General features: G+C 66.4%; 13 protein-coding genes. 6 read left to right on the top strand and 7 right to left on the bottom strand.

Features of this window, described 5'->3' with window-relative positions:
* Nucleotides 1–55: 55 nt before the first annotated feature.
* The 6 genes from AC4D6D_RS14770 to AC4D6D_RS14745 form a co-directional block, all read right to left on the bottom strand.
* Nucleotides 56–1,924, bottom strand: a complete 1,869-nt coding sequence (locus tag AC4D6D_RS14770) for a methyl-accepting chemotaxis protein (protein WP_491325881.1) — start codon at nucleotides 1,922–1,924, stop codon at nucleotides 56–58.
* 300 nt (nucleotides 1,925–2,224) lie between these two features.
* Nucleotides 2,225–3,112 (bottom strand): flagellin, encoded by an 888-nt coding sequence (locus tag AC4D6D_RS14765; protein WP_491325880.1) that lies wholly within the window; start codon nucleotides 3,110–3,112, stop codon nucleotides 2,225–2,227.
* A 347-nt stretch (nucleotides 3,113–3,459) separates the two neighbouring features.
* Complete coding sequence (flgH, locus tag AC4D6D_RS14760) at nucleotides 3,460–4,233, bottom strand: flagellar basal body L-ring protein FlgH (RefSeq protein ID WP_491325879.1); 774 nt, start codon at nucleotides 4,231–4,233, stop codon at nucleotides 3,460–3,462.
* 12 nt (nucleotides 4,234–4,245) lie between these two features.
* Nucleotides 4,246–4,683, bottom strand: coding sequence for a flagellar basal body P-ring formation chaperone FlgA (gene flgA / locus AC4D6D_RS14755; protein WP_147219571.1), 438 nt, complete (start codon nucleotides 4,681–4,683; stop codon nucleotides 4,246–4,248).
* Nucleotides 4,684–4,687: 4 nt separating this feature from the next.
* Nucleotides 4,688–5,473: a flagellar basal-body rod protein FlgG gene (gene flgG / locus AC4D6D_RS14750; protein ID WP_491325878.1), complete on the bottom strand. Its 786-nt coding sequence runs from the start codon at nucleotides 5,471–5,473 to the stop codon at nucleotides 4,688–4,690.
* A 40-nt stretch (nucleotides 5,474–5,513) separates the two neighbouring features.
* Nucleotides 5,514–6,257 carry a flagellar hook-basal body complex protein gene (locus AC4D6D_RS14745; protein ID WP_147219573.1) on the bottom strand — a complete coding sequence of 248 codons (744 nt, stop codon included), beginning with the start codon at nucleotides 6,255–6,257 and terminating at the stop codon, nucleotides 5,514–5,516.
* Nucleotides 6,258–6,399: 142 nt separating this feature from the next.
* On the opposite strand from AC4D6D_RS14745, the gene AC4D6D_RS14740 reads away from it, so the two are divergent.
* From AC4D6D_RS14740 to AC4D6D_RS14725, 4 genes are read left to right on the top strand one after another with little or no spacing between them, the layout of a single operon-like run.
* Nucleotides 6,400–6,909 carry a flagellar basal body-associated FliL family protein gene (locus tag AC4D6D_RS14740; protein ID WP_491325877.1) on the top strand — a complete coding sequence of 170 codons (510 nt, stop codon included), beginning with the start codon at nucleotides 6,400–6,402 and terminating at the stop codon, nucleotides 6,907–6,909.
* Nucleotides 6,906–7,925, top strand: a complete 1,020-nt coding sequence (fliM, locus tag AC4D6D_RS14735) for a flagellar motor switch protein FliM (RefSeq protein ID WP_147219575.1) — start codon at nucleotides 6,906–6,908, stop codon at nucleotides 7,923–7,925. Before AC4D6D_RS14740 ends, fliM begins: the two co-directional genes overlap by 4 nt.
* A complete protein-coding gene (locus AC4D6D_RS14730; RefSeq protein ID WP_147219576.1) occupies nucleotides 7,922–8,494 on the top strand; it encodes a DUF6468 domain-containing protein in 573 nt (190 codons plus the stop codon). The genes fliM and AC4D6D_RS14730 overlap by 4 nt, the downstream gene beginning before the upstream one ends.
* Entirely contained in the window at nucleotides 8,491–9,189 is a 699-nt protein-coding gene (locus AC4D6D_RS14725; RefSeq protein WP_491325876.1) for a MotE family protein, read from the top strand. Before AC4D6D_RS14730 ends, AC4D6D_RS14725 begins: the two co-directional genes overlap by 4 nt.
* A gap of 80 nt (nucleotides 9,190–9,269) precedes the next feature.
* Here the strand turns inward: AC4D6D_RS14725 and AC4D6D_RS14720 are convergent, their stop codons facing one another.
* Complete coding sequence (locus AC4D6D_RS14720) at nucleotides 9,270–9,725, bottom strand: flagellar basal body-associated FliL family protein (protein WP_147219578.1); 456 nt, start codon at nucleotides 9,723–9,725, stop codon at nucleotides 9,270–9,272.
* An 87-nt stretch (nucleotides 9,726–9,812) separates the two neighbouring features.
* Here AC4D6D_RS14720 and AC4D6D_RS14715 point away from each other — a divergent pair, with 87 nt between their 5' ends.
* Both AC4D6D_RS14715 and AC4D6D_RS14710 read left to right on the top strand, forming a co-directional pair.
* On the top strand, nucleotides 9,813–10,079 hold the full coding sequence (locus AC4D6D_RS14715; RefSeq protein ID WP_491325875.1) for a hypothetical protein: 267 nt from the start codon (nucleotides 9,813–9,815) through the stop codon (nucleotides 10,077–10,079).
* On the top strand, nucleotides 10,076–11,887 hold the full coding sequence (locus AC4D6D_RS14710; protein ID WP_491325874.1) for a hypothetical protein: 1,812 nt from the start codon (nucleotides 10,076–10,078) through the stop codon (nucleotides 11,885–11,887). Before AC4D6D_RS14715 ends, AC4D6D_RS14710 begins: the two co-directional genes overlap by 4 nt.
* The last annotated feature ends 30 nt before the right edge of the window (nucleotides 11,888–11,917 follow it).

The raw sequence follows: 11,917 nt of genomic DNA, 5'->3' as shown, positions 1-11,917 counted from the left end.
AAGAAAAAGCCGCCCGGGGCAGGGCGGCTTTTCCGTCTGGCCTTGGCGGAAGGACTTAGAAGTCCATCCAGTCGTCGGCGGTGGTGAGTGCCTTCATCGGCTTGCGGACCGGGGCCGGTTCCGCCGGGGCGAACGCGGCGGCAGCGGGAACTGAAGCCGGACGCGGGGCAGGACGTGAGATCGAACCGCGCAGGCCTTCGTTGCCGGTGCGGAACATGGCGGCGCGGTCGGACAGGGCGGTCACTTCGCTGTTGAGGTTGCGTGCGGCGGCCGAGGTTTCCTCGACCATCGCGGCGTTCTGCTGGGTCGCCTGATCCATCGTGCCGATCGTCGCGCTGATCTCGGTGATCGTCGAGGACTGGGCCTGGTTGTCGCCCGCGATATCGCGGAGCAGCGTGTGCACTTCGGTCACGTCGCCCGAGATGTTCTGCAAGGCGCCGTCGACGCGCTGCACGGCTTCCACTGCCGTACCGATGTCGGTCTGGGTGGCGGTGAGCTGCTCGCGGGCGCGCTTGGCCTCTTCCTCGGAGCGCATGGCCAGCGCCGAGACGAGATCGGCGACGACCGCGAAACCGCGACCGGCATCGCCGGCCCGGCCCGCCTCGACGGCGGCGTTCATCGCGAGGACGCGGGTCTGGAAGGCGATCTTGTCGAGGCCTTCGATCACCGAGTCGATGCCCTTGGCGCTCTCGGAGACGCGGCCCATGGCCTGGACCGCCTCGTCGGCGATCTCGCGGCCCGAACCGACCACGGTCATCGCGCCGTCGGCGCGCTGCACGGTGCGACCGGCGGCGGCGGCGGTGACGCGCAGGCGCTCGTCCATCTGGGTGATCGCGGCCGAAGTCTCTTCGAGGCTGGCGGCATTGCTTTCGGTACGGCGGGCAAGGTCTTCGGAAGCCTGGGCGATCTCGCTGGAGCCGGTGCGGATGGCGACGGCGCTTTCGGCGACCGCACCGATCAGGTCGCGCAGGGCGCCGACCGCCATGTTGAAGTTGCTCTTGAGTTCGCCGTAGGCAGGCGGGAACTCGGCGGTGATGTTCTGGGTGAGGTCGCCCTCGCTGATCGCCTGAAGGCTGGTGCGCAGGGTCGCGGTGACGACTTCCTGTTCACGCGCATGGCGGGCATCGATCTCGGCGCGGGCGGCGGCGGCGACGCGGAACTGCTCGACGGCCTGGGCGATCTCGCCGATCTCGTCGCCGCGCTCGCGGTAGGGCACGTCCACCTTGCCGCCTTCGGCCAGATCCGTGGTGACATGGGCGATGCGGCTCATCGGCGCAGCGACCGAGCGGTTGATGAGCAGCCAGATGAACACGATCAGCGCCATGGCGCCGAGCGCCAGCGTCACGCAGAGAATCGTGGCGATGCGGGCTGCTGCTGCGCCGTCATCGGCCTTGGCGGCAACGCGCTGGCGGGTCAGTTCGATCAGCTTGTCGGTCTGCTCGATCATGTCGTGCGAGGCTTTCTTGCCCTCGCTCTTGATCATCGCCATGGCGCCGTCGAAATCGCCTGCGGTGCGCAGTGCGAAGATGCGGTCGTTCACCTGGGTCAGGGCGACGGCGCGGGTCCGCAGTTCGGCGACTTCCGGGCCGAAGGCCTCGTCACCGATCACCTTGTAGGCGTCCACCGACTTGAGCAGGTCATCGTCGCCGGTTTTGAGGCGCTCGCGCAGGCTCTGGGCGTCGCCGGGGCTGGCGGCATTGTAGTAGCTGTAGACGATGATCCGCAGCTCCTTGACGTTGCTGATGACGTCGGTGAGCCCGGACATTCCCGCCATTCCGCGCGACACATGCGCCTCGGCAACCGACTTCAGTTCCTGCGTGGACAGGAAGCCGTTGAGCCCGACGACGAAAATCATCACGTTGATGATCGAAAAGGCCGCCCATAATTTCTTGGGCAACCGCCAATTATTCAGAAAATCAAGCATTTGTATTCCAGTTCCTGCTTGGGGGGTCGGCCCCGCCATGGGCGCGCCATTTTCATTATAGTTCGGACGGTGAATCGCCGGTCTCGAATGCCCGTAAATACGGGCGTTTCGACGCCCTGCCGCGCACCGTGCGGCTGCGCCCGCGTCGCTTCTGCCGATTTCAGGAAGGCTGGTCCTTCGCGCTTTCGGCCCCACCCCGTTTTTATGGTCTGCCAAACGACAGAAGGCCGGGATGGCGAACCATCCCGGCCTTCCAGACGACCTGTCTCCCGGTGAACCGGGAGACCATCGATCTTCCGATTAACGGAAGAGCGACAGGATCGTCTGCGGCGCCTGGTTGGCGATCGACAGAGCCTGCACGCCCAGCTGCTGCTGGACCTGAAGGGCCTGAAGCTTCGCCGATTCCTTGGCGAGGTCAGCGTCGACGAGGTTGCCCACGCCGCTGGTGACCACGTCGGTCAGCTTGCTGTTGAACGACAGCTGGCCGTCGATCTGGCGCGAAGCCGCACCCATTTCGCTCAGGCTGTCCTTGACCTGGCCGAAGAAGGTGTCGAGACCGGTGGCGAACGTCTTGGCAGCGGTCACCGAAGTATCGGCATCTGCACCGTCGATGGCGGTGATCAGGGCATCATCGGGGGTACCGCTCCATGCGCCGAACGCCGTGGTTGCCTTGGCGGTGAAGCCCTGGTTGGCAACCGACAGGGTGGCCGCACCGCTCGTGATCGACTGCAGGGCGCTGACCTTGCCGTCGACAGTGGCAGTGGCGGTGTCCTTCAGCAGGTTCGTGCCGTTGAAGTCCGAACCGTCGATGATCGTCCCGATCTGCTTCTTCAGAGCAGAGAGGTCCTTGGTGATCGCCTTGCGGCTTTCCTTGTCGAGACCGGCATCGGTGGCTTCGAGAGTCTTCGACTTCATCTGGTTGACGATGTCGGAGATCTGTTCGGCACCGGCGACGGCGACGTCCGTGACGCTCTTGGCGTTGTTGAGCGAGGAAGTGACCGCGCTCAGCTTGCCGAGGTCGCCGCGAAGCGTCTGAGCAACCGTGTACTTCGCCGAATCGTCCTTGGTCGAAGCGACGTTCAGACCGGTGTTGATGCGGCTCTGGACAGTGCTCATCGACTTGTTGGTCGCGTTCAGGCTCTGGAGAGCCGCCATTGCACCAGCATTGGTGTTAACCGAAAACGCCATTTTCGTCTTCCTTCTATGATTACCGGCCAAGTTCTGCGGCCAGATGGCGAGAGCGCCGCCATGCGCACAGCGGGTTCTTCCGGCTGCATGTTCATTCTAGGAAGAGGGAAGAAGTCTCCGGATTTTCTTGGAGAAAAAATTTATCATCCTCCATCTGCCCGGGACAAGACTTCGTCATTGCGAGCGTAGCGAAGCAATCCGGAGCGTCGCAGGCCGGACTATGGATTGCTTCGCTACGCTCGCAAGGGCGAAAGTTTGGTTGTGAAGGAAGAGGTAGACTTCAGGATACGCGAAACACCCCTCCGACAATTGCCGGAGAGGTGCATTTATTTCGCGATGACGCCCGGTCAGAACGGGAAGAGGGCGTCGTAGATCTGTTGTCCCCACCGTGCTTGCTGAGCGTCGGTAAGCTGGCCGCGTCCGCCGTAGCTGATCCGTGCCTCGGCGATCTGGGAGTGCTTGATCGAGTTGTCGCGGGCGATATCCTCGGGCCGGATCACGCCGGTGACGACGAGTTCGCGCAGCTCGTAGTTGACGCGCACTTCCTGCTTGCCGCGGATCTGGAGATTGCCGTTGGGTAGCACGCCGATGACCGTGGCGGCGACCGTCATGTTGATCTGTTCGCTGCGGGTGGTGTTGCCCACGCCCGTCGCGCTCGACTTGGAATCGGTGCTGACGAGGTTGCCCGGATCGGGGCTGCCCGGCAGGATCTTGGGGATCTGGCTTTCCAGGCCCAGCAGGGCGGCAATGCCGCCGCTCTCGCTGCCGTTGCGGGTGCGGGTGGTCGAGTTGGCGACCTGGGCATTGTCGGCGATGTTGATGCGGATCGTCACGATATCGCCGACGCGCGAGGCGCGCTGATCGCGGAAGAAGGCGCCGCCGCCGGTGCGGAACAGCGAGGCGCCGCGCCCTTCCTCCGGAGTCCTGCCGCCGCCGGCGAGCGCCCGATCATCCACCGAGTGGTTGCCGAGCGAGGGTTCGAGCCGCGGCGCGACCGGGTCTTCCGCCACGGACATCTTCGGCGGCTTGCCGACGTTCTTGAGCCGGCCGACCGCGCCGCAGCCCGAGAGCAGGCTGGCGGCGAGGAGCACGGAAACGAAAGGTGCGAAACGGTTGGTCACGGCCGGTTCTCCCTACTGTGCGGTGATCCGCACGTCTCCCGAGCCCATGGCCACGGCATCGAGCGTGCGGTTGGTGGCGAGATTGAGCACCCGCACCTGCTGTCCCTTGCCGCCGTCGCTGAGCGCGCGTCCGGCCGAGGTGATCTTGAGCGCGCCGGAGATCAGCGAGATCGTTACCGCCTCGCCGCGCCGCACGAGGCGGGGCGGGGCGAGGTCGGTCGAGCGCACGGGGGCGCCCGCATTGAGGCGGCGCACCGCCTCCTGTCCCGCCGCCTCGGCCGGGCTCAGCGCATTGCGCGCGATCGCCGGGAAGACCGGCGCGGTGACGAAGTCCGACTGGGTGAGGACTTCGCCGCGTTCGACGGTGCGGGCGAGAACCGGCGCAGGCTCGCCGGACGGCATGGCCGGGGCGGCTGCGAGCGCAGGGGCGAGAAGGAGTGCGGTGAGCATGGCCTTAGCTGATCTGCGTCGAGGTCTGGAGCATCTCGTCCGCCGTCTTGAGCACGCGGCTGTTCATCTCGTAGGCGCGCTGGGCGGTGATGAGCGAGGTGATTTCCGAGACGGGATTGACGTTCGAGGCCTCGACAAAGCCCTGGCTCAGCGTGCCGAACGCGGGCTGGCCCGGCGTCGAGACGGTGGGCTGGCCCGAGGCGCCGGTTTCGAGGAACAGGTTCGAGCCGATCGCTTCGAGACCCGCTTCGTTGACGAACGTGGCGAGTTCGAGCTGGCCGACGGTCTGCATCTCGGCCTGACCGGCGGTCTTCACCTGGACTTCGCCGGACTTCGAGATGGTGACGTCCAGCGCGCCCTGCGGGATCGTGATGTTGGGCTGGACGAGGTAACCGTCGGTAGTGACGAGTTCGCCCTGGTCCGAAAGCTGGAACGAACCGGCGCGGGTATAGGCGATGTCGCCGGTAGGCATGGTGATCTGGAAGTAGCCGGGGCCGTCGATCGCCATGTCATAGGTATTGCCGGTATTGGTCAGCGCGCCCTGTTCGGTGATCCGATAGACGCCGCCGGTGCGGACACCAGCGCCGATCTGGATGCCGGTCGGGACCTTGGTGCCGTTGTCGCTGGTGTTGGCGCCGGGACGCGAGACCTGCTGGTAGAGCAGGTCCTGGAATTCCGCGCGCTGGCGCTTGAACGCGGTGGTGTTCATGTTGGCGATGTTGTTCGAGATGACATCGACATTGGTCTGCTGGGCAAGCATGCCCGTCGAGGCGATGGAGAGCGAACGCATAGCGGTTCCTTCTTGAGAATGGAGGAGAGACGAAAAGCGATCAGCCCAGCTTGCTCAGCCGGTCGATCGCGCGTTTGCGCATGTCGTTGAGGTCGGATGAAAGGCGCTGGCTGGTCTGGTAGGAGCGCAGGATCTCGACCATGTGGGTGGTCTCGGTGATCGGCTCGACGTTGGAGGCCTCGACCCCGCCGGTCTTGAGCTTGGTCTGCGCCTGGCCGAGCATGCGGCCATTGGTGCCGGTCAGCATCCCATCGCCGCGCGGCTCCAGCATGTTCTCGTCGGCGAAGTCGGTTACCGCGAGGCGGCCGACCGGTCCGTCACCGGCCATGATCGTGCCGTCCTCGGTGATGGAAACCCGATTCTTGAGGTCGGTAGGAATGGTAATCGGCTGGCCGTTCGGGTCGAGCAGGCGCTGGCCGCCGGACGTGGCCAGTTCGCCGGTGCTCAGGATCTTCACGAAGCCCGCGCGCGTATAGGCGACGCCGCCCTCGGGCGTCTCGACATTGAGGTAGCCGGGGCCGTCGATCATCACGTCGAGCGCATTGCCGGTCGACTGGAAGGCGCCCTGCGAGGCATCGTGCACGGCGCCGAAGTCCAGCACGAAGGATGTCTTGCGGGCATCCTCCACGGGCGCGTCCTTCACCGTCTCGACATATTCGTGGAACAGCGCCTGCTCGCGCTTGTACCCCACGGTACTGGTGTTCGCCATGTTGTTGGCGGTGATGTCGAGCTGACGGCGCAGGGCCTGTTCGTGGCTCAGCAGTACGAAGGAAGAGACGTCCATTCGGGCACCTTGCGAAAAAGTTCCAGATATTCGGCGCTAGGCAGATTTTGCCGCTCAGCTTTCCTATAATAGAGGCGAAATCGCGAAAGCGGATGCGCCGGTACCTTTTCCATGAAGGGGGTGCATCCCACGAGCCAAGGGGATGAAAGTGTCCAGCGACGACGTGATCGACATTACGGCGGTCGATGTTCCGGAGCCCAAGAAGCCCGGCAAGAAAATGCTGGTTATCGGTGGGGCCGCGGTCCTGGCGCTGCTCGCGGGCGGCGGCGGGGCCTGGTGGTTCATGAGCGGCGGCGAGCATGAGGCCGTGGCCGAAGGGGCAGCCGAGGGTGGGGCCGAGGGTGGTGACAAATCATCCTATATCGAAGTTCCGGCGATGATCGTGAATTTGCGCGGCGGCGACAGCCAGGCGCGCTTCCTGAAGCTGCGCTTCATCATCGTCGCGGCGAACGGCAAGGCCGACAAGGTCAAGGACAAGCTGCCGGTCGTCCTCGACGCGCTCCAACCCTTCCTGCGCGAACTGCGGCCCGACGATCTCAACGGATCGGCGGCGGTGTTCCGCATCAAGGAAGAGATGATGACGCGCGCGACCCAGGCGCTGGGCGCGGGCATGGTCAAGGACGTGCTGATCCAGGACCTCGTCCAGCAATGAGCGACGATTTCGACGACTTCATCCTCCCCGATCCGCCCAAGATGGGCGCGATCAACGACGACATGTTCGACCAGGACAGCATCGATGCGCTGTTCGGGTTCGACAGCGACATGCCGATCCAGCCCAAGAGCGGGCTGAAGGCGATGATCGAGTCCAACGTGATCAGCCACGAGCGGCTGCCCATGCTGGAAGTGGTCTGCGAACGCATGGTGCGCTCCTTCGCCACCAGCATGCGCAACCTCACCTCGGACGCGATCGACGTCACACTGGAAGAGATCAACTCGACCCGCTTCGGCGAGTTCATGAACCGTGTGGCACTGCCGGCGATGTTCGGCGTGTTCCAGGTTACCGAGTGGGAGAACTACGGCGTCGTCACGGTCGATTCCGGCCTGATCTATGCGGTCGTCGATGCCCTGCTCGGCGGCCGCAAGGGTTCGCGCCCGATGCGGGTCGAGGGCCGGGCCTTCACCACGATCGAGACGATGCTCGTCTCCAAGATGGTGCAGCTTGCGCTCGACGATCTTTCGGCCGCCTTCGAGGCGATCGAGCCGGTGACCATGGTGGTCGAGCGCATGGAATCGAGTCCGCGCTTCGCCGCCATCGCCGGTCCCAGCAATATCGCGGCGGTCGCCACCTTCCGCGTCGACATGGAAGGGCGCGGGGGCAAGTTCTCCGTCCTCCTGCCCTATGCGACGATCGAGCCGGTGCGCGACAAGCTGCTGCAACGCTTCATGGGCGAAAAGCTCGGCCGCGACCGCATCTGGGCCGCGCACATGGCCCGTGAACTCACCAATACCGAAGTCACCGTGGATGTCGTGCTCGGCGAAAAGCTCATGAGCCTGCGCGACGTGATGACTCTCAAGGTCGGGCAGACGATCGCCCTCAGCCACAGCCCGAACGATGCGCTTCAGGTCCAGTGCGGCGGTGTGCCGCTGGGTCGCGCGCATATCGGCCAGCGTTCGAGCAATATCGCCATCCGCATGGCCACTGACATTTCCAAGGGGTATCCGAAATGACCTTCGCCACAACGATCAATGTCGTGCTGATCCTGCTCTGCGTCTCCGTGCTCGTGCAGAGCGCGCGGATGAGCCGCCGCCTGCGCACCTTGCGCGACACCCAGTTGTCCGACAGCGTCGCCCAGATCGAACGGGCGACGGGCCAGGCCCGCGTCGTGCTCGGCGATCTCAAGCGCGTGCTGGCGACCGACGGCGCCGCGCAGCAGACCTCCATCGCCGCCGCCGAGGAAATCCGCGACGAACTGACCCTGATGGTGGGCATCGGCAATGCCGTCGCCGATCGCATCATGGAAGCCGCCGCCCAGACGCCCAAGGCCGAGGAAAAGGCACCGAAGAAGCGCGCCGTGCGCAAGCCGCGCACGACCAAGCCGAAAGCGGCGCCCAAGTCCACCGATGCCGAGACCGTCGTCGCGGGCATTCTCGAAGCCGAGAAGAAGGCCGCTCCGGCCCGCACCCGCTCGCGCCGCAAGGTTGCGGTTCCGGCTGCCACCAACGACATCGTGCGTGCCGACAGTGGCGTGGTGAGCATTGCCGCCGCCCGCGCCTCGCGTGAAAGCGCGGTTGCATGATAACCCCCGAGGCCCCTTCACAAGCTGGCGGGCGCATCGGTGCCGTGCTGGCGCCGCTCCGCAACCTGGTGACGCCGACGCGGCTGATCCTGGGGGTGGCCGGGGTGGCGGCGGTGGCCAATGCCATCGCGCTTGCGGCCCCGCCGGTCACCACCGTGAAGGGCGATTCCGGTCGCCTCGGCGCCTCGCTCCAAGACGCCAGCGCCCAGCGCGATCGCACCATGGCTGCCGAGCGCCGCAAGCTCGACATGCGCGAGCAGGCGGTCAAGGCGAGCGAAGCGCGTCTGGCGGGACAGGCCCAGCAGAACCAGGCCGATCCCGCCGCACCGCCGGCTGGCAAGAACGCCGCCGAGCCGGAAGTGCCCTACGACAATCTTGCGCGCATCTATCAGACGATGAAGCCCCAGCGCGCCGCGCCGATCTTCGAGAAGCTCGATATCGAGGTGCAGACCCAGGTCGCGCGCCGCATGCGCGAGCGGGCGACGGCGCAGATCATGGCCTATATGACGCCCAGTTCCGCCGTCGAACTGTCGATGGCGCTGGCGGGCCGCAAGGTCGTCAAGGCGCCGCCGCCGGCTCCCGCGCCGCAGCCCAAGCGGGGCAAGCCGCAGGCCCTTGCCGTTGCCGGGAATCCTGCCGCAGGGAAGCCCGTGGCCGGAAAGCCGGGGCAACCTGCTGCAGCACCTGCCCAGTAGTCCGGTTAAGGGTGAACACGAAAAAGCCCCCGTCCGATCCGGATGGGGGCTTTTTCGTGTTTCCTATCGAAGGTTCGGTTTCACCCTTCGTTGGCGGACACCTGCACGATCAGGACTTTCTCGACCCCTGTGTCGAGCTGCTTGATCGGCGGCGCCATCATCGCCGAGAGTCGGGCGACGTTGACCGGCGCATAAGGCGAGGCATGGAGCCGCGCGAACTCGATCGCCGCCGCCAGCGAGGCGGCACGCAGTTCGGGCATGCGCTTGGCGAGTTCGGCGGCGTTCTCCGCCGACTTCATCTTCACCGCGAGCGAGAGATGGAGCACCCCGTCGATGCGGCCGCTGTCGACGATCGGCGCGTCGATCGGCTCCATAACCAGGAACGAGGGATCGGGCGGCGGGATCGGATCGGCCTTCTTGCCCTCGGCATTCTTTGTTTCGGCCTGCGTCGGCGCGGCCGTCGCCATGGCCGCGACGCTCGCGGCAAGCAGTGCTGCGAACCGTTGGGCACGGCGGGAAAAGGCGGAACGCGGCATCGAAGACTCCAGATCGACCCGCCCGGCAAGGACCGCCCGGCGGCTTCTCCTTCTATAATAGAACGAAACCCCAGGAGTCAGGTTAAGATGAGTGACGATCGGCGCCCGGCGAGAGTCAGGGTATTTTCCTCCGGAACGCCGGATGCCAATTCCCAGACTTCCAACCCCGACCAGCAGAACCCCGGAAGACGGCGCACCGATGCCCCCCAGCTTGCCGCGAACGACGCGGCGGCAGGCGGCAAGTCGGGCGGCCGGATCTGGATCGTGCTTGGCGCCTTGCTGTTCCTGATCGGTTGCGCGCTCGGTGGGGTCCTGTTCACGATTTCGGTCCTGCATCCCGGAGCCTTGCTGTGATTCTGACTCGCCTGCTGGCCTCCGCCGCTCTCGTGCCCGGTGCGGCGCTGCTTGCCGCGCCGACCGTTTCGGCGCCTGAAGCACCGCCTGCCGCTTTGAAACCCGCTTCCGCCTTGAACCTGCCGCCCGCCTCCCGTCTGCCCGGTTTCGCCGCCGATCTCGCGCAGCAACCGGCGATCGTCGGACCAGGGGCCTGGGCCAAGCTCTCCGAGGCCGATGCCTGGACCCGCCTCGCCCGCGTTCCGCGTCCCGAACGGCAGCAGGCGCGCTGGAACTATGCCCGCAGCCTGATCGGCCAGGAGCGCGGTGCGGAAGCTTTCGGCGTGCTGGAAGTCATGCGGCAGGACGATCCCGATCTTGAGATGGTGGACACCTACCGTCTGGCCCAGGGTGCGGCACTGACCTTGCTCGGGCGCTATCCCGATGCCCTGGCGTCGCTCGGCGCGGCGGGGCTCGACGCCAATCCGGAGGCTTGCGCCTGGCGCCTTCGCGCTCTGGCACAGAGCGCCATGGGCGAGCAGGCCCTGCAACAGCTGGACTGCGCGCGCCAGGCGCTGGGCACGCCGCGTCCCAAGGCGTTCGTGCTGGCGGCGGCCCGCGCGGCCATCGAAGGCGGAGCGCCTGAAAAGGCGATGCAGTGGCTGGCGCCGCTGCCCGACCGCGATCCGGCAGCCAATCTCTATCGCGGCCGTGCCGAACTCGCGCAGGGCCATGTCGATCAGGCACGCCTGCGATTCGCGCGGGTCGAGCGCTCGGGCACGATCGAGCAGCGCATGGACGCCCGGCTCAGCGAGGTCGAATCCGAAGTGGCCCATCATACCGTCGGCCCGGAGGCCGCGCTCAAGCGACTCGATGCGATCCGCTACGCCTGGCGCGGCGACGCCATCGAGGAACGCGCGCTGCGGCTGACCTACAAGCTTTACGATGCGCGCGGCGACCTTTCCGGCGCGCTGGCGGCAGGTGCGGCGCTGTTCCGCTATCACGATGTCGCGCGGCAGGGAGCGGACTTCCTGCCGGGGCTGCGCACAAAGCTGACCGAGGCCCTCGACCCCGCGCGCAAGTTGCCGCTGGACAAGGCGGCAGGGCTTTACTGGGACTACCGCGACATCGCGCCGGGCGGGGCGGAGGGCGACCTCATGGCCAGCCATCTGGCCGAGCGGCTCCAGCAGGCGGGCCTCTACGAGCGGGCCGGGGACCTTCTCAGTTACCAGCTATTCGTGCGGGCGGGCGATCTCGCTCGCGGCCCGCTCTCGGCGCGGGTGGCGACGCTGTTCATCCTGGCCGGACGCCCGGACCGGGCGCTGGACACCTTGCGCAAGTCCGACGACCCCTCGTTCCCGGACGCGATGATCGCCGCGCGCAAGCGGGTCGAGGCCGCGGCGCTCAGCCAGATCGGCCGTATCGACGAGGCCATGGCGGTCCTTCAGGACGTGCCCGAGGCGGACACCCTGCGCGCCGAGATCCTGTGGAAGCAGCGCGACTGGGCGCGCTATGCCGAGGCTTCGGCCTCGGGCCTTCCCAAGGGACGGGCGCTCGATGCGGTGGGGCAGGCGGTTGTCCTGCGCCATGCCATCTCGCTGGCCATGCTGGGCCGCGAGGACGCGCTTGGCAGTCTCCATGCGCGCTATTCCGGCGCTTTCCAGGGGCTTCCCTCGGCGCCGGTGTTCGAGATGCTGGCGGGTAGCCCGGCGCAGGCCAGCGGGCCGCAACTGGCACGTGCCATGGCGGCCATGCCTTCGGTCAGCCCGGCGGGCGATTTCGCCGACCTGCTGGAGCGTGCGCCGGGCAGTGTCGCACCGAAAGGCTGATCACCCTGCATCGGAGCGGAAAAAGAAAAA

The organism is Novosphingobium sp. BF6 (genome assembly GCF_058273105.1).
This window is presented reverse-complemented; position numbering and strand designations above follow the sequence as displayed.